26 protein-coding genes are annotated in these 26,070 nt (G+C 52.4%); 7 read left to right on the plus strand and 19 right to left on the minus strand.

Annotated features, from left to right (window positions below):
* Positions 1-10 precede the first annotated feature (10 nt).
* From rnhB to rpsB, 15 genes are all read right to left on the minus strand, one after another.
* Positions 11-607, minus strand: coding sequence for a ribonuclease HII (rnhB, locus tag HMPREF3119_RS01055; protein ID WP_004237237.1), 597 nt, complete (start codon positions 605-607; stop codon positions 11-13).
* Positions 607-1,761, minus strand: a complete 1,155-nt coding sequence (gene lpxB, locus HMPREF3119_RS01060; protein WP_070578078.1) for a lipid-A-disaccharide synthase — start codon at positions 1,759-1,761, stop codon at positions 607-609. The genes rnhB and lpxB overlap by 1 nt, the downstream gene beginning before the upstream one ends.
* A 14-nt stretch (positions 1,762-1,775) precedes the next feature.
* The gene (gene lpxA, locus HMPREF3119_RS01065; protein WP_070578081.1) at positions 1,776-2,567 is read right to left on the minus strand and encodes an acyl-ACP--UDP-N-acetylglucosamine O-acyltransferase; all 792 of its coding nucleotides are present in this window, start codon (positions 2,565-2,567) and stop codon (positions 1,776-1,778) included.
* A gap of 3 nt (positions 2,568-2,570) precedes the next feature.
* A complete protein-coding gene (fabZ, locus tag HMPREF3119_RS01070) occupies positions 2,571-3,023 on the minus strand; it encodes a 3-hydroxyacyl-ACP dehydratase FabZ (protein WP_004237234.1) in 453 nt (150 codons plus the stop codon).
* Between the two features lie 103 nt (positions 3,024-3,126).
* Entirely contained in the window at positions 3,127-4,155 is a 1,029-nt protein-coding gene (gene lpxD / locus HMPREF3119_RS01075; RefSeq protein WP_015422461.1) for a UDP-3-O-(3-hydroxymyristoyl)glucosamine N-acyltransferase, read from the minus strand.
* Positions 4,156-4,158: 3 nt separating this feature from the next.
* The gene (locus HMPREF3119_RS01080) at positions 4,159-4,659 is read right to left on the minus strand and encodes an OmpH family outer membrane protein (protein ID WP_004242223.1); all 501 of its coding nucleotides are present in this window, start codon (positions 4,657-4,659) and stop codon (positions 4,159-4,161) included.
* Positions 4,660-4,769: 110 nt separating this feature from the next.
* Positions 4,770-7,166 (minus strand): outer membrane protein assembly factor BamA, encoded by a 2,397-nt coding sequence (gene bamA / locus HMPREF3119_RS01085; protein WP_004237231.1) that lies wholly within the window; start codon positions 7,164-7,166, stop codon positions 4,770-4,772.
* Positions 7,167-7,207: 41 nt separating this feature from the next.
* Complete coding sequence (gene rseP / locus HMPREF3119_RS01090) at positions 7,208-8,563, minus strand: sigma E protease regulator RseP (RefSeq protein ID WP_083297235.1); 1,356 nt, start codon at positions 8,561-8,563, stop codon at positions 7,208-7,210.
* Positions 8,564-8,589: 26 nt separating this feature from the next.
* Positions 8,590-9,447 carry a phosphatidate cytidylyltransferase gene (gene cdsA / locus HMPREF3119_RS01095; RefSeq protein ID WP_070578174.1) on the minus strand — a complete coding sequence of 286 codons (858 nt, stop codon included), beginning with the start codon at positions 9,445-9,447 and terminating at the stop codon, positions 8,590-8,592.
* Complete coding sequence (gene uppS, locus HMPREF3119_RS01100) at positions 9,440-10,153, minus strand: polyprenyl diphosphate synthase (protein ID WP_070578171.1); 714 nt, start codon at positions 10,151-10,153, stop codon at positions 9,440-9,442. The genes cdsA and uppS overlap by 8 nt, the downstream gene beginning before the upstream one ends.
* A gap of 265 nt (positions 10,154-10,418) precedes the next feature.
* Positions 10,419-11,615 (minus strand): 1-deoxy-D-xylulose-5-phosphate reductoisomerase, encoded by a 1,197-nt coding sequence (gene ispC / locus HMPREF3119_RS01105; protein ID WP_070578084.1) that lies wholly within the window; start codon positions 11,613-11,615, stop codon positions 10,419-10,421.
* A 155-nt stretch (positions 11,616-11,770) separates the two neighbouring features.
* The gene (frr, locus tag HMPREF3119_RS01110; RefSeq protein ID WP_004242216.1) at positions 11,771-12,328 is read right to left on the minus strand and encodes a ribosome recycling factor; all 558 of its coding nucleotides are present in this window, start codon (positions 12,326-12,328) and stop codon (positions 11,771-11,773) included.
* A gap of 118 nt (positions 12,329-12,446) precedes the next feature.
* Positions 12,447-13,175 (minus strand): UMP kinase, encoded by a 729-nt coding sequence (pyrH, locus tag HMPREF3119_RS01115; protein WP_015422460.1) that lies wholly within the window; start codon positions 13,173-13,175, stop codon positions 12,447-12,449.
* A gap of 120 nt (positions 13,176-13,295) precedes the next feature.
* Positions 13,296-14,147 carry a translation elongation factor Ts gene (gene tsf / locus HMPREF3119_RS01120; RefSeq protein WP_004242215.1) on the minus strand — a complete coding sequence of 284 codons (852 nt, stop codon included), beginning with the start codon at positions 14,145-14,147 and terminating at the stop codon, positions 13,296-13,298.
* A 140-nt stretch (positions 14,148-14,287) separates the two neighbouring features.
* Positions 14,288-15,007 (minus strand): 30S ribosomal protein S2, encoded by a 720-nt coding sequence (gene rpsB / locus HMPREF3119_RS01125; protein WP_004242214.1) that lies wholly within the window; start codon positions 15,005-15,007, stop codon positions 14,288-14,290.
* 363 nt (positions 15,008-15,370) lie between these two features.
* Between rpsB and map the strand changes: the two genes are divergently transcribed.
* The 5 genes from map (at position 15,371) to HMPREF3119_RS01150 (ending at position 21,055) form a co-directional block, all read left to right on the plus strand.
* Entirely contained in the window at positions 15,371-16,168 is a 798-nt protein-coding gene (gene map, locus HMPREF3119_RS01130) for a type I methionyl aminopeptidase (protein WP_004237221.1), read from the plus strand.
* A 76-nt stretch (positions 16,169-16,244) separates the two neighbouring features.
* Positions 16,245-16,961: a hypothetical protein gene (locus tag HMPREF3119_RS01135; RefSeq protein ID WP_004237220.1), complete on the plus strand. Its 717-nt coding sequence runs from the start codon at positions 16,245-16,247 to the stop codon at positions 16,959-16,961.
* 84 nt (positions 16,962-17,045) lie between these two features.
* Positions 17,046-19,700, plus strand: coding sequence for a bifunctional uridylyltransferase/uridylyl-removing protein GlnD (gene glnD, locus HMPREF3119_RS01140; RefSeq protein ID WP_062773225.1), 2,655 nt, complete (start codon positions 17,046-17,048; stop codon positions 19,698-19,700).
* Between the two features lie 37 nt (positions 19,701-19,737).
* Positions 19,738-20,562, plus strand: coding sequence for a 2,3,4,5-tetrahydropyridine-2,6-dicarboxylate N-succinyltransferase (gene dapD / locus HMPREF3119_RS01145; protein WP_004237218.1), 825 nt, complete (start codon positions 19,738-19,740; stop codon positions 20,560-20,562).
* A 106-nt stretch (positions 20,563-20,668) separates the two neighbouring features.
* The gene (locus tag HMPREF3119_RS01150; protein ID WP_004237217.1) at positions 20,669-21,055 is read left to right on the plus strand and encodes a DUF3461 family protein; all 387 of its coding nucleotides are present in this window, start codon (positions 20,669-20,671) and stop codon (positions 21,053-21,055) included.
* 55 nt (positions 21,056-21,110) lie between these two features.
* Here HMPREF3119_RS01150 and HMPREF3119_RS01155 read toward each other — a convergent pair whose 3' ends face one another.
* From HMPREF3119_RS01155 to syd, 4 genes are all read right to left on the minus strand, one after another.
* Complete coding sequence (locus tag HMPREF3119_RS01155) at positions 21,111-21,560, minus strand: flavodoxin (RefSeq protein ID WP_004242207.1); 450 nt, start codon at positions 21,558-21,560, stop codon at positions 21,111-21,113.
* 41 nt (positions 21,561-21,601) lie between these two features.
* Positions 21,602-22,360: a tRNA pseudouridine(65) synthase TruC gene (gene truC / locus HMPREF3119_RS01160; protein WP_210388486.1), complete on the minus strand. Its 759-nt coding sequence runs from the start codon at positions 22,358-22,360 to the stop codon at positions 21,602-21,604.
* Positions 22,357-22,680 carry a YqcC family protein gene (locus HMPREF3119_RS01165; protein ID WP_004242205.1) on the minus strand — a complete coding sequence of 108 codons (324 nt, stop codon included), beginning with the start codon at positions 22,678-22,680 and terminating at the stop codon, positions 22,357-22,359. Before HMPREF3119_RS01165 ends, truC begins: the two co-directional genes overlap by 4 nt.
* 413 nt (positions 22,681-23,093) lie before the next feature.
* On the minus strand, positions 23,094-23,645 hold the full coding sequence (gene syd / locus HMPREF3119_RS01170) for a SecY-interacting protein (RefSeq protein WP_032098727.1): 552 nt from the start codon (positions 23,643-23,645) through the stop codon (positions 23,094-23,096).
* A gap of 108 nt (positions 23,646-23,753) precedes the next feature.
* Here syd and queF point away from each other — a divergent pair, with 108 nt between their 5' ends.
* Together queF and ppnN are read left to right on the plus strand one after the other, a co-directional pair.
* Positions 23,754-24,605 (plus strand): NADPH-dependent 7-cyano-7-deazaguanine reductase QueF, encoded by an 852-nt coding sequence (gene queF, locus HMPREF3119_RS01175; protein ID WP_049240453.1) that lies wholly within the window; start codon positions 23,754-23,756, stop codon positions 24,603-24,605.
* 60 nt (positions 24,606-24,665) lie between these two features.
* Positions 24,666-26,033 carry a nucleotide 5'-monophosphate nucleosidase PpnN gene (gene ppnN, locus HMPREF3119_RS01180; protein WP_004237210.1) on the plus strand — a complete coding sequence of 456 codons (1,368 nt, stop codon included), beginning with the start codon at positions 24,666-24,668 and terminating at the stop codon, positions 26,031-26,033.
* Positions 26,034-26,070 lie beyond the last annotated feature (37 nt).

Raw genomic sequence — 26,070 nt, forward strand, 5'->3', positions numbered from 1 at the left:
TACGCCATCCTCACTTACTGATACCGGCCAGCGCGCGGCGGACCGGGCCAAAACTGGTGCGGTGATGCTCTGTCACCCCATACTGCGCCAGCATCTCAAGATGCAGCGCCGTCGGGTAACCTTTGTGTTTTGCAAATCCGTACTGCGGGAATTGTTTATCCAGCTCCGCCATTTCGCGATCCCGCGTGACTTTTGCCAGTATCGACGCCGCACTGATCTCCGGCACCAGCCCGTCACCCTTGATCACTGCCTGAGCAGGGACACCAAAATCCGGCGCTTTGTTGCCGTCCACCAGTACAAAACCCGGACGCACCGGCAACCCGGCAACCGCCCGCTGCATCGCCAGGAATGTGGCCTGCAAAATATTGATTTGATCGATTTCCGCCGCTTCCGCGCGGCCGATACTCCAGTACAGTGCCTTTTCCTGAATTTCAGCAAACAGGCGCTCACGTTTTTTCTCCGTGAGCTTTTTGGAGTCCGCCAGACCGTCGATCGGGTTCTGCGGATCAAGAATAACGGCGGCGGTTACCACCGCGCCGACCAGCGGCCCGCGGCCGACTTCATCGACACCGGCAATCAGTGCCGCGTCCGGATAAACAAAATCCATTAATTACTCGCTATATCTGATACGGCCTGTGCCGCCTGATTATCCGCATCAAGACGGATTTTCTGATGAAGTTCCAGGAAGGTTTCTCTGAGTTTATCCACGGCTTCACCGCCCTGCAACAGCGGCAGCAGTGCATTTGCCAGCAGATCACTGCGGCACTCATCCTGTAACAGTTCCGGCACGATCTCGCGCCCTGCCAGCAGGTTCGGCAGTGACACATACGGGGTTTTGACCAGTCGTTTCGCCAGCCAGAACGTGAACGGCTTCATGCGGTAGCCCACGACCATCGGGCATTTCGCCAGCATACATTCCAGTGCTGCCGTACCTGACGCCAGCAGTGCGGCGTCCGAGGCAATCATGGCATCACGGGCGCGGCCGTCAAGCAGGTGCACATCCAGTTCCGGGGCAATTTCCTGTTTGATAGCTTCAAATTCAGCGCGGCGTTTCGCATTTACCAGCGGCACCACAATCTGTAAATCCGGCAGTGCCTGCCGCAGCAGTTGCGCGGTTTTCAGAAAATCGCCGCTGAGCATCGAGACTTCCGCGTGACGGCTGCCCGGCAGTATTGCCAGACACGGCGCGGACGGATCCAGCCCCAGTGCGTCACGGGCAGCGGTTTTGTCCGGCTGCAACGGCAGTGCATCTGCCATAGTGTGGCCGATAAAGCGGCACGGCACATTGTATTTGTCGTAAAACGCTTTTTCGAACGGCAGGAAAGCCAGCACCAGATTGGTCGCTTTGGCGATTTTAAAGACCCTGTTCTGCCGCCACGCCCAGACTGACGGACTGACATAGTGGATCGTTTTGATCCCGGAAGACTTTAACCGTCCTTCCAGGGTGATATTGAAATCCGGTGCATCAATGCCGACAAAAACATCCGGCTTCAGTTCACGGAAGCGGCGGGTGAGATCACGGCGGATGGAGAGCAGACGCGGCAGGCGCCCCAGCACTTCCACAATGCCCATCACCGCCAGTTCTTCCATTTCATACCAGGTTTCACAGCCTTCCGCCTGCATCAGCGGACCAGCAACCCCGAAGAAACGAACATCCGGATATTTTTCTTTCAGTGCGCGCATTAAGCCTGCGCCGAGAATATCGCCGGAGGTTTCTCCGGCGACAATACCTATCGTGAGCGGACGAGGTGATACCGACATGGCAGCCCCCGCAATTACGGACGGATGATCCCGCGTTCAGCGGTATCCAGGAAGTCAGCGAAGGTTTTTACATGGACATTTTCTTTCGCCAGTTCAGCCAACTGCACTTTGGCTTCTGCCAGCGTCAGATTACTGCGGTACAGGACTTTATAGGCATTCTGTAACGCACTGATATCGTATTTATCAAAACCACGGCGTTTGAGGCCGATAGCATTGAGGCCGAAGGCGGTCACATGGTTACCCTGCGCGATTAAGAACGGCGGGATATCCTGCGCCACACCTGAACAGCCGCCGACCATCACGTGCTCACCGATACGGCAGAACTGATGAACAGCCGATAAGCCACCCAGGATGACATAATCATCCAGCGTGACATGACCCGCCAGGGTTCCGTTGTTGGCAATGATACAATGGTTGCCGATCACACAGTCGTGAGCAACATGGGCATTGATCATCAGCAGGTTGTCGTTACCGATACGGGTAACGCCGGTGTCCTGCGCGGTGCCGCGATGAATAGTCACACTTTCGCGGATACGGTTACGATCACCGATTTCAACGCGGGTCGGTTCACCTTTGTATTTCAGATCCTGGTTTATCTCACCAATGGAGGCAAACTGGAAAATCTGGTTATCACGACCAATTTTGGTATGACCATTAATCACAACATGGGACTTGATTTCAGTCCCCTCACCGATCTCAACATCCGCACCAATACAGCAGAAAGGACCGATGGTGACATTGGCACCAATAACGGCGCCGTCTTCGATAATGGAAGACGGGTGGATCCGGGCGGTTTTATCGATCATTTATTACCCCTCACGGCGGCGTGCACACATCATGGTAGCTTCGCAGGCAACTTCTCCGTCAACTTTCGCAACACCCGTGAAACGGGCAACGCCGCGGCGTTCCTTATGGAAAGTCACTTCGAGGATCATCTGGTCTCCCGGCAGTACCGGGCGTTTAAAGCGACAGTCATCGATGGCGGCAAAATAATACAATTCGCCCGGCTCTAATTTACCCAGGCTTTTGAACGCCAGAATGCCGGTGGCCTGAGCCATCGCTTCCAGAATAAGAACGCCCGGAAAAATCGGTTTGCCCGGGAAGTGCCCCTGGAAGAACGGCTCATTGAATGATACGTTTTTCACGGCACGTAAAAATTTACCTTCTTCAAAATCCAGCACGCGATCCACTAATAAAAACGGATACCGGTGCGGAAGAAGCTCTAAAATTTCATCAATTTTGAGAGTATGGTTGTCACTCATCAGAATACTCTTCCTGTCTCTTTGTCATATGTCTTATTAATAACACGGCCTGCTATACCCGTCACGCGGTTAGCAGGCCGCAAAAATACCGCAAAATGCGCTGTTATTTATCGTCGTTATCCAGCTGCCGTTCGACTGCCTTCAGGCGTTTATTCATTTCGCTGATGTTCATCACCAGCGCGGCAGTTTTACGCCATGTTTTATTTGGCTGTAACGGAATACCGGAGGAGTATACACCCGGTTCGGTGATAGGCCGCATTACCATGCCCATGCCTGTCACGACGACGCGATCGCAGATTTCCATATGACCATTAATGACGCTTGCTCCGCCAATCATACAGTTGCGGCCGATTTTCAAGCTCCCGGCCATAATCACACCACCGGCTACTGCGGTGTTGTCGCCGATTATGACGTTATGGGCAATCTGGCACTGGTTATCAATGATAACACCATTACCGATTACCGTATTTTCTAATGCACCACGGTCGATAGTAGTACAGGAGCCGATTTCAACCCGGTCACCGATAATAACGGAACCCAGCTGAGGGATTTTAACCCACTGACCGCGGTCGTTGGCATAACCGAATCCGTCCGCACCGATAACGGTGTTGGAATGAACCAGGCAGCCTTCGCCAATCACGATCCCGTGGTACACGGTGACATTTGCCCAGATACGGGTTTTGGCACCGATGGTGGTATTTTTGCCGACAAACGATCCTGCGCCGATGATAACATCGTCACCCAGAACCACGCCGGACTCAATGACAGCATTCGCACCGACCGACACATTGGCCCCGAGAGAGGCTGACGGGTCAATCACGGCAGACGGATGGATATTCTCAGCCGGAGCCGGTGTGGTATCCATAATCTGCGCCATATGCGCATACGCCAGGTACGGGTCTTTCACCACAAGGGCAGCGACCTGACAAAACGGTAAATCGTCTTCACGCAATACCACAGCACCCGCCTGACAACCAGCCAGTTTTTCCCGGTAACGGGCATCAGACAGAAAGGTAATTTGCCCGCTGTTTGCTGAATGCATAGGCGCGATACCGGTGATGACGAGATCGCCATCACCGTGTAACGTTGCATTCAACTGCTGAGCGAGATCAGCTAATCGAATGGAAGACATTAATTATTTAACCTGTTTCAGAACGTCAGCAGTGATATCAATGCCGGAAACAGAGTAAGCAACTGCGTTAGCATCGATCACAACGTCATATCCGCCTTTTGAAGCAACAGATTTCACTGCATCTTCAACACGTTTCATGACTTTGTTGCGCTCTTCCATCTGACGTTTCTGGAAATCCTGGTCAAATGCCTGGGCTTTTTTCGCGAAGTCAGCACGTTTGGTGTCGAATTCACCTGCCAGTTTCTGACGCTCGCTGTCTTTCATGGTCGCGCCGTCTTTCTGCAGTTTCTGAGCACGGGTCTGCAGATCTTTTTCTAAACTCTGCAGTTCAGTACCACGGCTTTTGAATTCGCTTTCCAGTTGTTTTGCTGCCGCTTCACGGCCCGGCATTTTCTGGACAACTTCACCGATGTTGACAACCGCGATCTTGTCAGCAGCCTGAGCAGCACCGGCAGACATCGCTAATACCATACCCACGCTGGCAGCAGTTAATAACTTTTTCACAATAAAACCCCTTAAACACCATTTACTGGTTGGATATTAAACCCAATGGTAAAGATTCCCTTTGCACACTGAGCGTACTGGTTATTACGCATGGTAACCCTGTACTGCAATTACCAGGTCTTACCGATATTAAACTGGAACTGTTCTGTCCGGTCACCCTGGTAGTCTTTGATTGGCTTCGCATAAGAGAAGACCAATGGTCCGAGCGGAGAAATCCACTGGAACGCAACACCAGTAGAAACACGGATGTTCCCTGCTTTACTGTAATCAGGAATACCATACTTCTGCATAAGCTCAGTATTGTCCCAATTGGTATCCCACACTGTACCGGCATCCACAAAGAGTGATGTGCGGACAGAATTCGTGTATTTTTCGTCGATAAACGGTGTCGGAGTGATCAGTTCCATACTGGCCACCGCCATCGCGTTACCCCCGATAGCATCACGGGACGGGCTGTCGCTGCGTAACTTATCGGATGCCCCGTCATAGTAGACTGCTTTCGGACCGATGGTATTGGAACGGAAACCACGGACGGTACCGGACCCACCGGCATAGAAGTTCTCATAGAACGGCAGTTCTTTGCCGCCGAGACCATCACCGAAGCCTAAACGACCGCGTCCCATCACAACCCAGCTGCCGTTTTCGTCAATCGGGTAGTAGCCGGTGGTATCTGCGATCAGTTTATAGTATTCGTTATCAGAGCCCGGAACCGTGACTTTCGCACTCACAGTGGATTTCACACCGGAGGTCGGGAAGTAACCACGGTCGAGGTTGTTATAAACCCACGCAGTTGTCAGGGTAAAGTCATCGGCACGGAATTCCGCACGATCTTTATAGTTCGGCTCTTCACCCATTGAGTGCAGATAACGCCACATATTAACCTGTGGTTCCATACGTGACAGGGTGTTATGCACATAACCCAGACCTAAACGGAGGGAGTTATTTTCGTTGATCGGGAAGCCGAGCGTTCCGTCCACACCATAGGTTTTGTTGGTGTAACCGGACAAGTCTGCATCATCCGCACGGAAGTCGTTGTAGAAAATACGGCCGCCGAGACTCACACCATCAACCGTGAAGAACGGGTCAGTCAGTGACAGTTCAGCGTACGTTGAGTAGTCGTTCTTACTGGCGTTCGCACCAACCTGATAACCGGTACCTAACCAGTTATCCTGGGTGACACCCACCTGGAAGCTGACGCCGCTCTCTGTACCGAAGCCCACACCAAAGTTCAGGGAACCGGTGTTACGCTCTTTGACTTTATAGACGACATCGACCTGATCCGGCACACCCGGCACACGCTGGGTTTCCACCTCAACGGTTTCAAAGTAACCGGTACGGTTCAGACGCTCTTTACCGGCTTCAACCAGATCGTTACCTAACCATGCCCCTTCCATCTGACGCATTTCACGGCGCAGAACGGAGTCTTTACTCACGTCGTTACCGGCGAAACGGATCTGGCGGACATAGAAACGGTTACCGGCATCCACATTCACATGCAGAACCACGGTTTTATCGGCTTCATTAATTTCCGGCTGGGTCATGACGCGCGGATACGCATAGCCGTAACGGCCGAGCATATTTTTGACATCATTCTCCATTTTGGTGACCTGAGCACCATTATAGAGTGAACCCGGCTCAATGGCGGTCAGCTCGGTGATTTCAGCGGAGTGACCGGCCGTTTCACCTGCAACCTGAACCCCGGCAATCTGATACTGCTCGCCCTCGGTCACGTTGATGGTGATATAGATACCTTTTTTGTCCGGCGTCAGGCTGACCTGAGTCGAATCAATATTGAATTTCGCGTAACCGCGATCCAGATAGAAGCTGCGCAGGGTTTCAAGGTCACCGGCCAGTTTCTGTTTCTGGTATTTCTGATCAGCCGCCAGGTTCCACCACGGTACATCATCACGCAGTTGGAAACGGTTAACCAGTTCAGCCGTGGTAAACTGAGTGTTACCGACGATATTGATTTGCTGAATAGTCGCGGATACACCTTCCGCAAAAACGAATTTCACATCAATACGGTTGCGCGGCAGTGGTGTGACAACGGCTTTTACCGTCGCGTTATACTTACCGACACTGTGATAGAAATCTTCCAGCCCCTTTTCAATGTTTGACAGCATCGTCCGGTCAAGGGCTTCCCCGACGCGGATACGGGATGCTTCCAGGTTCTGTTTGAGCATGTCGTCCTTCACGGATTTGTTACCCGAGAAGGTGATATTTGCAATGGTCGGACGTTCCTTCACCTGAACCAGCAGTACATTACCTTCACGCAGGACGCGGACATCTTCAAAGTTACCTGTCGCGAACAGTGCGCGAATGGTACGTCCGATATCCTCATCACTGGCCGTGTCTCCGACACGGACAGGCATGTTCAGTAATGCAGCACCAACGGCGACGCGCTGAAGACCTTCAAACTGAATGTCCTGAACCACGAATCCGTCTGAACCGTATGCAGTGAAGCTGCCAAGCAGCAGCGACGCTATGAGCAACTTTTTCATCGCCATCGTTGTTATGCGTTTTCCTTACCGGTCCCGGTCTTCCTTAATCAGAAGCGGGAGAAATCATTGAAAAGTGCAAGCCCCATCAACAGTACCAGTGCCATTACACCAATACGATAACTGAAGTCTTCTACACGCTCAGACACCGGCCCGCCTTTTATCTTCTCGATAAGCAGGAATAACAGGTGTCCACCATCTAAAACTGGCAGCGGGAACAGATTTATGATCCCTAAATTGACGCTGATGAGCGCCAGAAACATCAGATAATACACTAAGCCGGAATCGGCGGAAATACCGGCACCTTTCGCAATCGATACCGGACCGCTGAGATTATTCAGTTTTACATCACCGGTCACCAGCTTGCCGATCATTTTCACGGTCAGATTCATTAACTGCCAGGTTTTCCCGGTTGCCTCGGCAACCGCTTCCACCGGCCCGTACTGATGTTCCGTAATATACTGCGGGTCGAGCGGAATAACCTTTAATTCGACACCGGCAAAACCAATTTGTTTACTGCCGCCGCTGTTTTTTATCTCCGGTGTGAGAGGCACATTAATATGTTCTCCGCCCCGCTCAATCAGTAAATCGAGCGTTTTACCGGGACTATTACGTACAAAGAGCGTAAACGGCTGCCAGACCGTAAGCGGCTCCCCGCTTACTTTAACGATCCTGTCCCCCGGTTGTAAACCGGCTTTTTCAGCAGGCCCCCCGGGCGTCAGTGCATTAATCTCATTACTGACCTTTGCGGACACCGGCATGATCCCCAGAGACAGGACAGCATCCTGTTTTTCCGGATCAAATTTCCAGCGGGTGAGATCGAGGCGTTTTTCCGCCGGGGCTGACCCCGGTTCCGGAACCACATTCAGAACGGTAAAATCATCGCCGATTTTACTGATCATCGCCATCCGCACACTATTCCAGTCAGGCGTTTCGATGCCGTCAACGGCATTTAGTTCCATCCCGGGCAAAATATTTGCCTGTTCTGCGACCGACCCCGCGCGGATATCCGCCACGACCGGACGAACCGCCGGCACACCGATCATAAACACAATCCAGTACGCCACGATGGCTAACAAAAAGTTAGCGATCGGCCCGGCGCTGACCACCGCCGCCCGCTGGCCGACGGTTTTGTTATTAAACGCCTGATGGCGACGCTCCGGTGCTACCGGTGCCACACGCTCATCCAGCATTTTGACATAGCCGCCGAGCGGAATCATTGCGATGACAAATTCTGTCCCGTGTTTGTCTGTACGCCGCCAGAGTGCTTTGCCGAAACCGACGGAGAACCGTTCGACAAAAATACCGCAGCGCCGGGCCACCCAAAAGTGCCCGAACTCATGTACGGTAACCAAAATCCCCAGCGCGATAACAAACGCGGCTGAGTTCCAGATAAAAGTCATCATGCGTTTTCTGTCTGCTCCCGGTGTGCTTAAAAGCCGGAGAATACTAACAGGATCAGACCGGCAAATACCGGTACTGCCGCGGTCAGGCTGTCAATGCGATCCATCACGCCGCCATGCCCCGGGATCAGCTGACTGCTGTCCTTCACGCCGGACTGACGTTTAAACATGCTTTCGGTCAGATCACCGAACACATAAATCAGAACCACAATCACTGACACGATAATCAGGTTTTCCGGCAGTGTCTGTAACGGCGAATAGTGACTGAACAGCCAGGACACCAGACCGGCGGTAATCAGGCCACCGGCCAGACCTTCCAGGGTTTTGCCCGGCGAGACACGCGGTGCCATTTTGTGTTTGCCCAGCAGACGGCCGAAGGCATATGCCCCGGAATCCGCCGCCCAGACCAGCAGCATGACATACAGCAGCCACCAGGCCCCCTGATACACATCACCGCCCGCATATCCCTGGTTGCGCAGTACCATCATGCCGCTGTAAAACGGAACAATGGTCACCACACCGAAGATCAGGCGGATAATCACAGAATCTTTCCACAGCGCGGCGGATTTCGGGAAACTGATCACCAGCAGCACCGCACAGACCCACCAGACCAGCGCCGCCCACAGGCTGACCTGCACAGCGGCATCCGCCATCAGGTTATTCATATCCAGTGTCAGCTGCCACGCAGCCAGACCGGCGGCAAACAGCACGCCGGTGACAATACGCTGTCCGGCACCTTTCAGACCGGCAAACTGCGCCCATTCCCAGCCGGCCAGACCACACACGGCAATCACCACCCAGCCGAAATGCTGTGGCGCGAGCATAAACATCGCCAGCAGTACCAGCGGAATTAAAATAATGGCAGTAATTAGACGGTACTTAAGCAACATTTCCTCCCGGAGCCTGCTCAGACTGATCATCAGGTGTGGTTCCGCCGAAACGGCGCTCACGCTGTGTAAAAGAAGTCACCGCATCACTGAATGCGTTTTCATCAAAGTCAGGCCACAGCACTTCTGTAAAATAAAATTCGGCGTACGCAACCTGCCAGAGCAGGAAGTTACTGATACGATGCTCACCGCCGGTGCGGATCACGAGATCAATCGGCGGCTGGTCATGAAGCGAAATATGACGGCTGATATCCTGTTCGCTGACATCTTCAGCGGACAATTCCCCGCACTGCACCTGTGCTATCACCTGTTTTACACTGTGGGTGATATCCCAGCGCCCGCCGTAGTTGGCGGCGATATTCAGCTGTAAACCGGTGTTATTAGCGGTCAGCACCTGACCGCGGCGGATACGCTCCTGCAGACGCGGGCTGAACCGGCTGATATCACCGATGACGGATAATCTGACATTGTGTTTGTGCAGACTTTTGACTTCGTTGTCCAGCGCAAAGACAAACAACTCCATCAGTGAGTGGACTTCCTGTTCAGGACGGTTCCAGTTTTCACTGCTGAAGGCATAAAGTGTCAGGGATTTTATCTGGTTTTTGATGGCAAAACTGACCGAGCTGCGGACCGATTTGATCCCTGCGCGATGGCCGGAAACCCGCAATTTTCCGCGTTTTTTTGCCCAGCGGCCGTTGCCGTCCATAATAATGGCGACATGCTGAGGTCCCGGCTTTTCTGAGGCATTTTCACTGGATACTGTCACGCAAGTTAATCCTTTGAGGTATCGGTTAATACATGGCGTCAGACACAAAAACACCGTGCAGGTTCACGGTGTTGACTCTGTTTGTCAGTGATAACGTCATGGTGTTATTAACCGGTCATTAAAAATCTGATTTACAGAAATCGCAACGCTGAACTATATCACTTGCGCTATTCACCGACAAACGCAACCCGTTAATATAAATTAATTACTTCGCGATTTTTCCGATTGATTTACGGGTCAGTTCCCGCGCCTGTTTATCAATAATAAGGACATCATCAATTGACCGAGGTTCCGTGAACCGGTGATTTTCCACTACCATACGGTTTATTTGCGCGATATCTGTGAAACGGATTCTGTTTTGTAAAAATGCCTGCACAGTTTCTTCATTCGCCGCATTCATTGCCGTGGTTGCCGCCTGCCCGTCATCACAGGCTTCGATCGCCAGTTTCAGGCACGGGTAACGGTTATAATCCGGCTCAGTGAATGTCAGGCCGCCCATACGGGTAAAATCAAGGCGTTCAGCTCCGGCGGTAATACGGCCCGGATAACTCATGGAATAACTGATCGGGGTGCGCATATCCGGTGTGCCCAGCTGCGCGATAATGCTGCCGTCAGTATAGCGGACCATGGAGTGGATCACCGACTGCGGATGCACAATCACTTCCATTTGTTTTGCTGATGCATTAAAGAAATAACGTGCCTCAATATATTCAAGGCCCTTATTCATCATCGTCGCGGAATCCACGGAAATTTTACGTCCCATTGACCAGTTCGGATGTGCACAAGCCTGATCCGGGGTCATATTGGCCAGCTCAGATAAGGTGGTTTCACGGAACGGGCCGCCGGAGCCGGTCAGAATAATGGAATCAATACCCGCGGCAGTCAGGTCAGCATGCCCGAGAGATAACTGTACGCCGGTCGGCAGAGACTGGAAAATCGCGTTGTGTTCGCTGTCGATAGGAAACAGTTCAGCGCGGCTGGTGCTCATGGCGGCAAAAAACAGACGCCCGCTGGTAATCAGCGCTTCTTTGTTCGCCAGCAGAATACGCTTGTCCGCACGGATAGCCGCGAGAGTCGGCAGCAGCCCGGCCACCCCGGTAATAGCGGCCATCACCTGATCCACTTCATCAAGCTGAACCACTTCACAGATAGCGGCACTGCCGCTGAGTACCTCGGTTGCACTGCCGTGGAGTTTCAGCTGAATGCGCAATTCACCGGCAGCCACTTCGTCGGATAACACCGCATAGCGGGGTTTAAATTCCAGACACTGTTCAAACATCGTCTGAACATTTTTCCCGGCTGCCAGAACCACCGCACGGAACAGATCCGGGTGCTGACGAATAACCGAGAGTGTGTTTTTACCGATAGATCCTGTGGATCCGAGAATTGCCAAACCTTTCATGATAAATACTCAATGTTACTTTATCGTTATTTCGAATCGCAAAAGTATAGCACTTTGGTCAACAGAGAGTGAGAAGTCATTTCCGCAACTGATAAGTAAAAAAATAGTGCCCTCGGGCACTATTTTTATATGTTCTGTTCAGCACAGCATCCGAATCAGAATTCCATCAGCTCTTTTTCTTTTGCTGCCAGTGCATCATCGATTTTTTTGATAAACAGGTCAGTCATTTTCTGAACGTCGTCCTGGGAACGGCGGTCATCATCTTCACTGATTTCTTTATCTTTCAGCAGTGCTTTGACTTTATCGTTCGCGTCACGGCGGACGTTACGCACAGCAATACGACCCTGCTCAGCGTCACCGCGGACGACTTTGATCAGGTCTTTACGGCGTTCTTCAGTCAGTGCAGGAAGCGGAACACGGATAACCGTACCGGCAGATGACGGGTTTAAACCGAGGTCAGAGGCCATAATCGCTTTTTCGATAGCCGGTGACATTGAACGGTCAAACACAGTGATAGCCAGGGTGCGTGAATCTTCCGCAACCACGTTAGCTAACTGACGCAGCGGAGTCGGTGTACCGTAATATTCAACAACGATACCGTCCAGCAGGCTCGGGGAAGCACGACCGGTGCGCACTTTACTGATTTGGGATTTCAGCGACTCGACGCATTTTTCCATGCGTTCCTGCGCGTCTTTCTGGATTTCATTAATCACGTTATGAGTCCTTGGAAACGGGTAATTTTTCAGACCGTGCCTGTCGCGCGGCCCGCATTATAATTTTGGCGAATCGATTTATAAATGATACCGTCAAATTCCGCCGGTGTCCCGGCGTTTAGTCACGCGAAATCAAGGTACCTTCGTTCTCGCCCATCACGACACGGCGTAATGCACCGGGTTTGTTCATGTTGAAAACACGGATTGGCAGGTTATGGTCACGGGCCAGGGTAAAGGCCGCCAGATCCATCACTTTCAGTTCGCGTTCCAGCACATCCTGATAGTTGAGTTTTTCATACAGCACCGCATCCGGGTCTTTGGCCGGATCGGCTGAGTAAACACCATCCACTTTTGTGGCTTTCAGCACCACATCCGCTTCAATTTCGATCCCGCGCAGACAGGCCGCAGAATCCGTGGTAAAGAATGGGTTGCCTGTTCCGGCAGAAAAAATAACCACACGGCCGTGACGTAAAAGACTGATTGCCTCAGCCCAGCTGTAATTGTCACAAACGCCGTTGAGCGGAATCGCAGACATCAGCCGCGCATTCACATAAGCGCGATGAAGTGCATCACGCATTGCCAGACCGTTCATCACAGTTGCCAGCATACCCATATGGTCACCGACAACGCGGTTCATACCGGCTTCGGCCAGCCCTGCGCCGCGAAACAGATTGCCCCCGCCAATAACGACACCGACCTGAATCTGCAGTTCAACCAGTTCCTTAATTTCCTGCGCCATACGGTCAAGTACAGTCGCATCAATTCCGAAACCTTCATTCCCTTGTAAAGCCTCGCCACTGAGCTTCAGCAGAATACGTTGATAAACAGGTTTTGCATTGGTAGCCATGGTGTTCTGTCCTAAACAGATGAATTTATTGCCAGAGATACCCGGACGGATGCCCGGATGATAAACAGGGGTACTGCAGATAAAACAGAACCGCCTTCCGGCGGCTCTGATATGCAATGATTATTTGCTCATTGCCGCGACTTCTGCAGCGAAGTCAGCTTCAGCTTTCTCGATACCTTCACCCACTTCGAAACGGATGAATGCAGTCACGTCTGCTTTGTTTTCTTTCAGCAGGTCGCCGACAGATTTGCTTGGTTCCATAACGAACGGCTGACCGGTCAGAGAGATTTCGCCGGTGAATTTGTTCATACGGCCGATAACCATTTTCTCTGCGATTTCCTGAGGTTTACCGGACTGCATTGCGATATCCAGCTGGATTTGTTTCTCGTGAGCAACAACATCAGCAGGAACATCTTCAGGTTTGGTATATTCAGGTTTGCTTGCCGCAACGTGCATAGCAATGTGTTTAACCAGTTCTTCGTTTGCGCCGGTTGCCGCAACCAGAACACCGATACGTGCGCCGTGCATGTAAGAACCGACCATGTCGCCTTCTAAGATAGCAGCGCGACGGAAGCTGATGTTTTCACCGATTTTGGCAACCAGTGCAACACGCTGTTCTTCGAATTTCGCAACGATAGCTTCTGCATCAGCAGTTTTCTCAGCCATAACGAAATTCAGGATGTCCTGTGCGAATGCCAGGAAACCGGTATCTTTTGCAACGAAGTCTGTTTCACAGTTAACTTCGATCAGTGCGCCGAATTTAGCATCTGCGCTGACAGCAGATAAGATAACGCCTTCAGCAGCAACGCGGCCTGCTTTTTTCGCTGCTTTAGCCTGGCCGGATTTACGCATGTTATCGATAGCTAATTCGATATCACCGTTTGCTTCAACCAGTGCTTTTTTACATTCCATCATACCTGCGCCAGTACGTTCACGCAGTTCTTTTACCAATGCAGCGGTAATTCCAGACATGTTATTTCCTCGATGAGCTCGCAGAAACTGTTTCTGCGGGGAGTTGTTCGTATATCAGATGCGTATAGGGAGCCATGACGGCTCCCTAACCATTTGCAGCAATACCTGGTTAATAAGAGCGCTCAGAGAGCGGACTCAGATTATTCAGCGGCTAATTCTTCAGCCTGAACAGCCAGATCCTGTGAACGGCCTTCGCGGACAGAAGTCGCGACTGCGCCCAGGTACAGCTTGATTGCACGGATTGCATCATCGTTACCCGGGATGATGAAATCAACACCGTCCGGATCAGAGTTAGTATCAACGATAGCAAATACAGGGATACCCAGGTTGTTTGCTTCTTTGATTGCAATGTGCTCGTGCTCAGCATCGATAACAAACAGAGCGTCAGGTAAACCGCCCATGTCTTTGATACCGCCCAGGCTATTTTCTAACTTACCAAGTTCACGGGTACGCATCAGCGCTTCTTTCTTGGTCAGTTTGTCAAAAGTACCGTCCTGAGACTGTGCTTCCAAATCTTTCAGGCGTTTGATTGACTGACGAACTGTTTTCCAGTTAGTCAGCATACCGCCTAACCAGCGGTGGTTCACGAAGAACTGGTCACAGCTGATTGCAGCTTCCTGTACCGCTTCGCTTGCAGCACGCTTGGTACCTACGAACAGGATTTTACCTTTGCGTGAAGCGATTTTGTTCAGTTCAGCTAATGCGTCGTTGAACATCGGAACAGTTTTTTCCAGGTTGATGATATGCACTTTGTTACGGGCACCAAAGATGAATGGTTTCATTTTCGGGTTCCAGTAACGAGTCTGGTGACCGAAGTGAACGCCCGCCTGGAGCATATCGCGCATGGAAACAGTAGCCATTTTAAACCTCTGTAAATAATAAGTTGGGGTTATGCCTCCACGAATCCCATGCTTCCGACTCCCTGTCAGCGTTAAGCTTCGGAGCACCCCGGCGCACGTGCCGATTCGTGTGTGTTATAACAGTTGAGTTAATTTAAGTTTCCGGCAACCGGGCAAAATACACGGAATGCCGGCGCGCTTTATACCATAAAAGCCGCAGCGATACCACATTTTCTTCAGTTTTCATGCCGGCGGTTATCCGTTGTCCGCCGGGTTTCCGCGCAATGATTGGCATCCTTTTCTCCGGCTGATAACATACCGCGTTTCAGTACCAGTATTCCTAAGTAAAGTCACGGGGCATTCCCGGTTCGGATATCAATAATTATGGCAATCACAATCAAAACAGAAGACGACATCGCGAAGATGCGTGTCGCCGGTCGTCTTGCGGCCGAAGTGCTCGAAATTATCGCCCCGCATGTTGTGCCGGGTGTCAGTACCGGTGAACTCGACCGCATCTGCCACGAGCATATTACGGTAAAACAGCAGGCTATTTCTGCCTGTCTCGGCTACCACGGCTTCCCGAAATCTGTCTGTATCTCCGTCAATGATGTGGTCTGCCACGGCATTCCGAGTGAAGATAAAATCTTAAAAAACGGCGATATTGTGAATATCGATGTCACTGTTATCAAAGACGGATTCCACGGCGACACCTCTGCCATGTTTATCGCCGGAAAACCGACGATTCAGGGCGAGCGTCTGTGCCGCGTGACACAGGAGAGCCTCTATCTGGCACTGCGTATGGTTAAACCGGGCATCCGCCTGCGGACTATCGGCGCGGCTATCCAGAAATTCGCGGAAGGCCATGATTATTCTGTCGTGCGCGATTACTGCGGTCACGGTATCGGCGAAGGTTTCCACGAGGAGCCGCAGGTGCTGCATTATGACGGCGATGACGGCGGTGTGGTGCTGAAAAAAGGCATGGCATTTACCATCGAACCGATGCTCAATACCGGCGATTACCGCATCCGTACCATGAAAGACGGCTGGACTGTCAAAACCAAAGATCGCGGCTTATCCGCACAATATGAGCACACGCTGGTTGTCACCGATGACGGCTGTGAAATCATGACCCTGCGTAAAGATGAGGAAGGCGCGCTTTCCCGTATTCTCGTTGCGCAGTAACCGCCCTGTATTCATGTCCGGCGCACATGCCGGGCATGATACCTCCCCGCCGTCAGGACGCTGAGGAATAACCGGAATGACAACTTCCCCCCGGAAATCTGCCTGTATCATTATTGGTATTGTCACATTGATCCTGCTTGTCATGCTGATACCGTTTTATTTCCTGACCAAGTCATCCGGCTGGTGGCAGAAAGAGTTTGTCGCACGCGGGTATGCTGTCGGTGTGCAGATCCACCAGAATGTTTACGAACTGAATCTGTTTGATCTGGCCTTTACCAAACCGGTGTTTGATCACCAGTCAGTGTATGTCCCGGCAAGCAGCCTCGGCTCCTATTTCACACTGGTTGCGTTGTCACAACAGTCGTTTCCGACGCGGAAAAACATTCTGCTGCCGACGGAAAATCCCTATTTCAACGGCCGGATCAGCATCACTGCCCTGAATATTGATACCGCCGCGCTGGCAAGCGAGAGCAGACAGTACCTGAATGCCGGGGAGAGCTACCGCATCACCCGTCTGACTGCTTCACCGGACCGCTCTCTGTTCAGTTTCAGTACCGATGATAATGCGCCGGAAATACTGCAATCCTCCCCGTACCTGAAGGATATCGTCAATCAGGGCATGTGCCGCACTGACGGACAAAGCAACGGCTGCGGGATCGCCGAAGATACCTATATTAACCTCAGTGACGTCCTGCATAACTACTTCCGCAGCTGCCTGATTTACCGGGTGGATGATGAAAACAAACGCATTATTCTGCAGTTTATCCCGATGCCGGGCCCTGTGCTGATATAACCCCGGCGGACCGGCAAAAAACTGGTTATTTCCCCGCTGACGCAGTAACCTTGCAGCAGAACACCTCTGCCACAAGGATCCCGCATGGACAACGCCCGGAATACCGCATCAGCCCTGAAACCCGCCTCGCCGTTATCCTTTACTGATGATGATTTGCAGTTGCCTGTGCTGCGGGAGCACCTGGAGCATTACCGCCGCTGGCAGGCAGAGGCTTTCCTCGAAGGCCAGCCGGTTCATACCCTGCTGCTGACCCGCAGTGATTATATCGATCAGCTGCTGATCCGCCTGTGGCAGTTTTTCAGTTTTGATGAGGTGGCGGATTTCGCCCTGGTGGCGGTCGGCGGTTACGGTCGCCGGGAGCTGCACCCGTTGTCGGATATCGATATCCTGCTGCTGAGCAGAGCCCCGCTGCCGGAAGCACTCACGCCGAAAATCGGGGAGTTTATTGCCGTGCTGTGGGATCTGAAACTGACGGTCGGCCACAGTGTCCGTACCCTGGATGAGTGTATCCGCGAAGGACTCGGCGACCTGACTGTCGCCACCAACCTGATTGAATCGCGCCTTATCTGCGGCACTCTGCCGCTGTTCCTGCAGTTACAGCGGCAGATATTTAATGACAGCTTCTGGCCGTCACCGCGCTTTTTTGCCGCCAAACTGGCAGAGCAGAAAGAGCGCCACGCCCGCTATCACAGCACCAGTTATAACCTGGAACCGGATATCAAAAGCAGTCCGGGCGGGCTGCGTGATATCCATACCCTGCTCTGGGTGGCGCGCCGCCATTTCGGTGCGACGTCGCTGTATGAAATGGCCGGTTCCGGCTTCCTGACCGATGCCGAGCGGGAAGAGCTGAATGAATGTCTGGATATGCTCTGGCGCATCCGCTTTGCCCTGCATCTGTCTCTGAGCCGCTACGATAACCGCCTGCTGTTTGATCGCCAGCTCAGTGTGGCGGAGCAGCTCGGGTATGACGGCGAGCACAACCAGCCGGTCGAGCGGATGATGAAAGCCTATTACCGCGTCACCCGCCGTGTGTCCGAACTCAATGAAATGCTGCTGCAATTGTTCGACGAAGCCATTCTGCACGCAGGGCACCACGATACCCCCAAGCCACTTGATAAGGATTTTCAGCTGTACGGCCACCGTATCGGACTTATCCGTGATTCGCTGTTCAGTGAGGATCCCGCTGCCATTATGCGGATGTTTTACCGCATGGCCTGCGATGACACCATCACCGGCATTCATTCCGGCACACTGCGTCAGTTGCGCCATGCCCGGCGGCACCTCAGCCGTCCGCTGATGGAGTATCCGGAAGCCAGAGAGCTGTTTATCGCAATCCTGCGCCATCCGCGCGGTGTGAGCGCCGCGTTTGTTCCGATGCACCGCCACGGCGTGCTGGGCGCCTATATGCCGCTGTGGGGCAATATTGTCGGGCAGATGCAGTTCGATCTGTTTCATGCCTATACCGTGGATGAACACACACTGCGGGTGCTGGGAAAAATCGATACTTTCAGGCTGGAATCCGAGCGGGTGAATCATCCGGTGTGTGTGGATGTCTGGCCGAAACTGCCGCAGCCGGAACTGCTGCGCCTGGCGGCTCTGTTCCACGATATCGCCAAGGGCAGACAGGGCGATCATGCCGTTCTTGGTGCGGCAGATGCACGGGAATTCTGTGAATATCACGACCTGAATGAAGCAGACACAGATCTGGTCAGCTGGCTGGTGGAAAAACACCTGCTGATGTCGGTGACCGCGCAGCGCCGGGATATTCAGGATCCGGAAGTGATCCGCACCTTTGCCGGTGAGGTGCAGAGCACAGAGCGGCTCCGTTACCTTATCTGCCTGACCGTTGCCGATATATGGGCGACCAATGCCTCGCTCTGGAACGGCTGGCGGCGCAGTCTGCTGCGCGAACTGTTTATCAGCACCGAAAACCAGTTATTACGCGGAGTGCATAACAAACCGAATCTGCGCCAGCGGATCCGCCACCACCGCGACCGTGCACTGGCCCTGCTGCGTCAGGACGGTGCCGATGAGCAGAAACTGAACCGGTTCTGGTCGCGCTGTCATGCAGATTATTTTCTGCGCCATACCCCGGAACAGCTTGCCTGGCACGCCGGGGCACTGCTGAAAAATGATATGGCATCACCGCTGATCCTTATCAGTAACCAGCGCAGCCACGGCGGCAGTGAAATTTTTATCTGGTGCAACGACCGCCCTTCCCTGTTTGCTTCGGTGGTCAGCGAGCTGGATCGCCGCAATCTCAGTGTCCAGAACGCCCAGATTTTCACCAACCGCGACAATATGGCAATGGATTCCTTTGTGGTGCTGGAGCCGGACGGCAAGCCTCTCGCCGCCGATCGCCATGACACTATCCGTAAAGCACTGGCCTGCGCGGTTACCACAGATTATGTACCGAACCACCGCACCCGGACCGCCCCCGCCAAATTGCGCCATTTTGATGTGCCGACGCGGGTGAAGTTTATTCACAATAAACGCGGCCTGCGCAGCTACATGGAATTATATGCGCTGGATAAACCCGGACTGCTGGCGCAGGTTGGTCAGATTTTTGCCGTACTCGGCCTTCAGCTGCACGGCGCGCGCATCACCACAACCGGCGAAAAAGTCGAGGATATTTTTATTCTGACGGATAAGGATAATAAAGCGCTGGATAAAAATATTCAGGAAGAACTGACTGAACGGTTGACAAAAGCCCTCAATTCAAAGGATAAAACAGAGTAAATTCATCAAAGCACCAGATAAAAGGAAACGAACACCGATGCAGCAATTACAGGCCATTATTGAATCCGCCTTTGAAGATCGCGCCGCTGTGACACCGGCAACTGCCACCCCTGTACTGCGTGACGCAGTTAATCAGGTGATTGAGTTACTGGACAGCGGAAAACTGCGCGTCGCTGAAAAAATCGGCGGCACCTGGGTGACACATCAGTGGCTGAAAAAAGCAGTGCTGCTCTCTTTCCGTATCAGTGACAATCAGGTGATGGACGGGGCTGAATCCCGTTACTTTGATAAAGTCCCGATGAAATTCGCGGATTACGACCAGGCGCGTTTTGAGCGCGAAGGGTTCCGTGTGGTACCGCCTGCGGCAGCCCGCCGTGGTGCGTTTATCGCCCGCAATACCGTACTGATGCCATCTTACGTCAATATCGGTGCCTATGTGGATGAAGGCACGATGGTGGATACCTGGGCGACGGTCGGCTCCTGTGCGCAGATCGGTAAAAACGTGCATCTCTCCGGCGGTGTCGGTATCGGCGGGGTATTAGAGCCGTTACAGGCCAATCCGACCATTATCGAGGACAACTGCTTTATCGGCGCACGTTCCGAAGTGGTGGAAGGAGTGATTGTGGAAACCGGTTCCGTGATTTCCATGGGTGTGTATATCGGCCAGAGCACCAAAATTTATGATCGCGAAACCGGCGAAATCCATTACGGCCGTGTCCCGGCGGGCTCTGTGGTTGTCTCCGGTAATCTGCCGTCAAAAGATGGCCGTTACAGCCTCTATTGTGCGGTGATTGTCAAAAAAGTAGATGAAAAAACGCGCGGCAAGGTCGGAATTAATGAATTGTTACGCACCATAGACTAATCTCAGAAATAGCGGATAATAACTCCGCTATTTTTTTATCCGTGCATCTTATCTTCCGCCTTTTGCGGCGGGAACAGGACAGAATAACAATCAATAGGTGGCGCACATGTACGACAATTTAAAAAGTCTGGGAATTACGCATCCTGAAGATATTGATCGCTATACTCTTCGTCAGGAAGCGAACAACGACATTCTGAAAATCTATTTCCGCAAGGATAAAGGCGAGTTTTTCGCCAAGAGCGTGAAGTTTAAGTACCCGCGTCAGCGCAAGACTATCCAGGATGCACAGGGTTTCAAAGAGATTAATGAGATCAACAGCAACCTGCGTTATGTCATCGAAGAGCTGGATACCATCTGCCAGCAGACCGAGAGCGCGATGCCGGAAATCGATCTGAAACGTAAGATCCTGGACGATCTCCGCCATCTGGAGCATGTGGTGTCCAATAAGATCGCTGAAATTGAAAGCGATCTGGAAAAACTGACCCGCAAGTAACCGGATGAAACAGTGCCGCAGTGCTGCAAAGCCGCTGCGGCGTTGTTTTCCGTGATCAACTGACCAGTGCCGCCCAGGTTTTCAGCCACGGCTGTGCAAACTCTTCCGGTGCAGCGACTTCCGCGCCGTCAATCACCAGCATCTCGCCGATGCGCTGCGCATGCTGCTCCTGCAGTAACTCATTGAACTGACGACCGCCGCCGGCAAAATTATCATAACTGCTGTCACCCAGCGCGATAATACCGTAGCGCAGTGACGGCTGATAACCGATGTCATCCCGCAGACCGGCAAACAGTTCGCGGATATTATCCGGCAGATCGCCCTGCCCGGTGGTGGAGGTGATCACCAGTGCCACATCCGTGAGATAATCTTTCCACTGTGACAGTTCCGGTTCATCAAATAACACCACTTCATGACCGGCCTGCTCCAGAATGGTCTGTGCCTCTTCACCCACAGCCAGCGAGTTGCCGTAAACTGTGCCGATAAAAATACCGATACGTGCCATTATCCGTCCTTTTTCATCAGTAAAATCAAATTATTAATAAATCAGGGTAATGTCCAGCCAAGCTGTTCCGCCACCCGCTGCCAGGTTTCATCGAAACCGGCATGCAGTACCAGCGGTTCTCCGCTGACCGGATGTGTCAGCGCCAGTTCAGATGCATGCAGCATCAGCCGGCGGCTGCCGAAATGTTCTGTGAATCCCCGGTTCTGACGCAGATCGCCGTGTGCGGTATCACCGATAATCGGATGCCGCAGATGCTGCATATGGCGGCGCAGCTGGTGTTTACGTCCGGTTTCCGGTTTCAGTTCCGTCAGGGTAAAACGGGATGTCGGGTAACGCCCGATAGCCACCGGACACTCCACTTTCGCCAGCGGGCGGTAGTGTGTCACCGCCGGTTGCGCCGGTTTTTCCGCCGCAAATTTATCAGCGATTTTATCCAGCTCTTCCACCAGCGGGTAATCCAGCGTCGCCGTTTCCTCTATCCAGCCGCGCACCACCGCATGATAGGTTTTCTGCATTTCATGCCGTTCAAGCTGCTGTGACAGCAGGCGCGCCACCTCTGATGACAGCCCCATCAGCAGCACGCCGGAAGTCGGTCTGTCGAGACGGTGAACCGGAAAAACATGCTGGCCTATCTGGTCGCGCAGTGTCTGCATCACAAACACTGTTTCATGACGGTCAAGCCAGCTGCGGTGTACCAGCCATCCGGCGGGTTTATTCACCGCGACGATATGTTCATCCTGATAACAGATTTCCAGTAATGTTTTTTCCGGTAATGGTGTGTCCTGCAATGGTTGTGTCACGCGAAAAGCCCGTCCAGCGCCCGTAAATGGTCAAGCAGCACCAGATAGCGTGCAGCCTGTTCGTCCCCTCTGTAGTGCTCTTCAAAATACGGGGCTATCTGAAAGGCGGACGGCAGTGCCGCGCCCTGTTCAATCATGGCATACAGGCGCGGGATAAGGATCCACTGTAACCACTCATGGGCATTCATGGTATCCACCGCAAACGGCAGTTCGCTTTCAAATGCTTCTGCTGCCGGAGGCTGCCCCTGCCACAGATCGACGGCGCGCATCTCGTTCTCGATGTCCGTCAGGATCGCAGTAATCTGCTGATGTTTTGTCATAACTGAAACCTGTTTACGCTGTAAAATTCATTTTCCGCAGCCAATGCCGCTGATATCTGTAGCGTAACATTGAGGTCAGATAAGTAAAAATCAATTCCTGTCCGGAAGACATAAAAAGGCATAACGGGGATTAGCGGGGGGATTAAAAACGAGGGGGAAAAATCCCCCTCGTTTCTAATAAAATAACATCCTGTCTCTGCTGAAAATACATCCGTGTATTTCCGTCCACTTCCTTATGGGCACAGACAGCATGCCGCAGCACTGCGTGACAGGCAATAATACCGGCGGGAAATCACGGTAGTACAGGAATATTAATTCAATGAATTTACTGCTTATTTTCAGTAAACCATGATTTTACGGCAGACCGTATTACAGCCATCACCGGTAAAATCCCACACCGCTGTCAGTGATATTTATGCTGTGCATACCGCCGTCAGCTGTGACAGAAATGATGCCGTATCCGCCGCCAGCACCCGGCGCTTTGTGGTACCGAACGTTTCGAGGATCACTTCACCCTTCAGGTTACAGACAGAAATCATGTCAAATTCTGATTCCAGTGTGGCGATAAACTGTGTCGGCGGCAGTTTCAGACGGCGCTGCGTGACCAGATGACCAATCAGGTTTTCCTGTAAGCGGATAAAATCATCCTCACTCCAGACCTGCACCAGACTGAGCTGAATATCCTCAAAAACAGCCTGCATATCCCCCGCAAACTGCTGCGTGTAGAATTCACTGATATCCGGGTGCAGCTGAATATCCAGCGCTTTCTCAACCGGCTGCAAATGCTTGTGTGTAGTGAATTCCGCCGGTTCCCAGTACACACACTCATCACCGGTGCGGATAATACACGGGGAAGGAATACCATAAAGATCGTGACTGATCGGCGGTAAACCTGTTTTTTCCTGCCATAAACCGACATAATGCCGGGTAAACTGATGTAACGCCTGAGAAACTGTGCGGGTCATATCGCAAAACCTGTTAAACATAAAAGTATCATGCCGCTATAGTAACGTATGACAGACTGTATTGGCGACAGGCGGTACTATTTTTCACCTGAGGTAAAAGGGTTATTTATGTCTCTGTATGAAGGAAAGGCAGAACTGGCGTCACTGACGCTCGGTAAAAAAACCGGTTATGAGCAGCATTACAATCCCGCTCTGTTACAGGGTGTACCGCGCAGCCTCAACCGGGATGCCCTGCATCTGCATGCGGATAATCTGCCTTTTCGCGGTGCGGATCTGTGGACCCTCTATGAGCTTTCCTGGTTGCAGCCGAACGGCGTACCCTGCATTGCGCTCGGCTATGTTTCCCTCGATGCCGCCGGGCTGAATCTGATTGAATCCAAGAGCTTCAAGCTCTATCTCAACAGCTTTAACCAGACGGTATTTGCCTCTGCGGATGATGTCCGCCGCACACTGGAGCAGGATTTAAGCGCCTGTGCACAGGGAAAGGTGACAGTGGAGTTGCTGCACCCGGATCAGTTCACCGGACAAAAAATCATTGATTTTACCGGCGAGTGTATCGATTATCAGGATATTACGATTACTGATTATCAGTTCAGCAGTGATTATCTTATTGATGCCGTCAATGAAAATGACGATGTCGTTGAAGAAACGTTAGTCAGCCACCTGCTAAAATCAAACTGCCTGATTACACAGCAGCCTGACTGGGGCTCCGTCGCCATACAGTATCGCGGCCCCAAAATTGATCGTGAGAAACTGCTGCGGTATCTGGTGTCATTCCGCAACCATAACGAGTTTCATGAGCAGTGCGTTGAGCGGATTTTTACTGATCTGAACACACACTGCCGCCCGGTTGCCCTGACTGTCTATGCCCGTTATACACGGCGCGGCGGGCTGGATATCAATCCGTGGCGCACCAATACGGACTTTACACCGTCTGCGGACCGTCTCGCCCGTCAGTAAGGCAGACAGCGCGCAACCTGTACGACTACAATTTATCCACGGGATAACAAGGAGTTTTACTTGATCACACATATCAGCCCGTTAGGCTCTATGGATCTGCTTTCCCAGCTTGAAGTTGATGTTCTGAAACGGACAGCAAGCAGTCACCTGTACCGTCTGTACCGCAACTGTTCGCTGGCGGTACTGAATTCCGGCAGCCAGATGGATAACAGTCATGAATTACTGTCCCGTTTCCCGGATTTTGATATTAACGTGCTGCGCCGTGAGCGCGGGGTAAAACTCGAACTGGTGAACCCGCCGCAGAATGCGTTTGTTGACGGCAAAATTATCCGTTCACTTCAGGCTAACCTGTTTGCCGTGCTGCGCGATATTCTGTTCGTACAGACCCAGATCACCGATGCCGAGCGCTGCCGCGGCCTGAATCTGGACAACAGCGCGCATATCACCAACCTGATTTTCTTTATTCTGCGTAACGCCCGCGCCCTGCATATTGATGAAGATCCGAATATGATTGTCTGCTGGGGCGGTCACTCCATCAATGAAACCGAATACCTGTACGGTCGTAAAGTCGGTAACGAGCTGGGACTGCGCGAGCTGAATATCTGTACCGGCTGCGGACCGGGCGCCATGGAAGCGCCGATGAAAGGCGCGGCTGTCGGCCATGCCCAGCAGGGTTACAAAAACAGCCGTTTTATCGGTCTGACCGAGCCGTCCATTATTGCTGCCGAGCCGCCTAACCCGCTGGTGAACGAACTTATCATCATGCCGGATATCGAAAAACGGCTGGAGAGTTTTGTCCGTCTGGCACACGGGATCATCATCTTCCCGGGCGGGGTCGGTACGGCTGAAGAACTGCTCTACCTGCTGGGGATCCTGATGCATCCGGAAAACAAAGATCAGGTACTGCCGCTGGTACTGACCGGGCCGAAAGAGAGCGCCGACTATTTCCGTGTGCTCAATGACTTCGTGATCAACACCCTGGGCGAAGAAGCCACCCGCCATTATCAGATCATTATTGATGATCCGGTGGAAGTTGCCCGCGTGATGAAACGCGCCATGCCGGAAGTGAAAGATAACCGCCGCAGCACTGGGGACGCTTACAGCTTCAACTGGTCGATTAAAATTGCCGGTGATCTGCAGCATCCGTTTGAGCCGACACATGAAAATATGGCCGCGCTGAACCTGTACCGCAATCAGGAGCCGGAAAAACTGGCGGCAGATCTGCGCCGTGCGTTCTCCGGTATTGTCGCCGGTAACGTGAAAGAAAACGGTATGCAGGCCATCGCACAGCACGGGCCGTTCAAAATCCACGGCGAGGAAGCCATTATGCAGCGGATGGATGTCATGCTGCGCGGATTTGTTGAACAGCACCGGATGAAATTACCGGGTGGCACGGCTTACGAGCCATGCTACGAAATCATCCGCTGATACTTTTTATCTGAACTGTTTCCCCGCCGCCGGCGGG

It is taken from the genome of Morganella sp. HMSC11D09, from assembly GCF_001807955.1.
In the GTDB taxonomy this organism is placed as follows: domain Bacteria; phylum Pseudomonadota; class Gammaproteobacteria; order Enterobacterales; family Enterobacteriaceae; genus Morganella; species Morganella morganii.

Coding starts and splice junctions, on each gene's coding strand:
- rnhB (WP_004237237.1), bottom strand. CDS start 607: ATGGATTTTGTTTATCCGGACGCGGCACTGATTGCCGGTGTCGATGAA.
- lpxB (WP_070578078.1), bottom strand. CDS start 1,761: ATGTCGGTATCACCTCGTCCGCTCACGATAGGTATTGTCGCCGGAGAA.
- lpxA (WP_070578081.1), bottom strand. CDS start 2,567: ATGATCGATAAAACCGCCCGGATCCACCCGTCTTCCATTATCGAAGAC.
- fabZ (WP_004237234.1), bottom strand. CDS start 3,023: ATGAGTGACAACCATACTCTCAAAATTGATGAAATTTTAGAGCTTCTT.
- lpxD (WP_015422461.1), bottom strand. CDS start 4,155: ATGTCTTCCATTCGATTAGCTGATCTCGCTCAGCAGTTGAATGCAACG.
- bamA (WP_004237231.1), bottom strand. CDS start 7,166: ATGGCGATGAAAAAGTTGCTCATAGCGTCGCTGCTGCTTGGCAGCTTC.
- rseP (WP_083297235.1), bottom strand. CDS start 8,563: ATGATGACTTTTATCTGGAACTCAGCCGCGTTTGTTATCGCGCTGGGG.
- uppS (WP_070578171.1), bottom strand. CDS start 10,153: ATGGACGGCAACGGCCGCTGGGCAAAAAAACGCGGAAAATTGCGGGTT.
- ispC (WP_070578084.1), bottom strand. CDS start 11,615: ATGAAAGGTTTGGCAATTCTCGGATCCACAGGATCTATCGGTAAAAAC.
- pyrH (WP_015422460.1), bottom strand. CDS start 13,175: ATGGCTACCAATGCAAAACCTGTTTATCAACGTATTCTGCTGAAGCTC.
- tsf (WP_004242215.1), bottom strand. CDS start 14,147: ATGTCTGGAATTACCGCTGCATTGGTAAAAGAACTGCGTGAACGTACT.
- rpsB (WP_004242214.1), bottom strand. CDS start 15,007: ATGGCTACTGTTTCCATGCGCGATATGCTCCAGGCGGGCGTTCACTTC.
- map (WP_004237221.1), top strand. CDS start 15,371: ATGGCAATCACAATCAAAACAGAAGACGACATCGCGAAGATGCGTGTC.
- HMPREF3119_RS01135 (WP_004237220.1), top strand. CDS start 16,245: ATGACAACTTCCCCCCGGAAATCTGCCTGTATCATTATTGGTATTGTC.
- glnD (WP_062773225.1), top strand. CDS start 17,046: ATGGACAACGCCCGGAATACCGCATCAGCCCTGAAACCCGCCTCGCCG.
- dapD (WP_004237218.1), top strand. CDS start 19,738: ATGCAGCAATTACAGGCCATTATTGAATCCGCCTTTGAAGATCGCGCC.
- HMPREF3119_RS01150 (WP_004237217.1), top strand. CDS start 20,669: ATGTACGACAATTTAAAAAGTCTGGGAATTACGCATCCTGAAGATATT.
- HMPREF3119_RS01155 (WP_004242207.1), bottom strand. CDS start 21,560: ATGGCACGTATCGGTATTTTTATCGGCACAGTTTACGGCAACTCGCTG.
- HMPREF3119_RS01165 (WP_004242205.1), bottom strand. CDS start 22,680: ATGACAAAACATCAGCAGATTACTGCGATCCTGACGGACATCGAGAAC.
- syd (WP_032098727.1), bottom strand. CDS start 23,645: ATGACCCGCACAGTTTCTCAGGCGTTACATCAGTTTACCCGGCATTAT.
- queF (WP_049240453.1), top strand. CDS start 23,754: ATGTCTCTGTATGAAGGAAAGGCAGAACTGGCGTCACTGACGCTCGGT.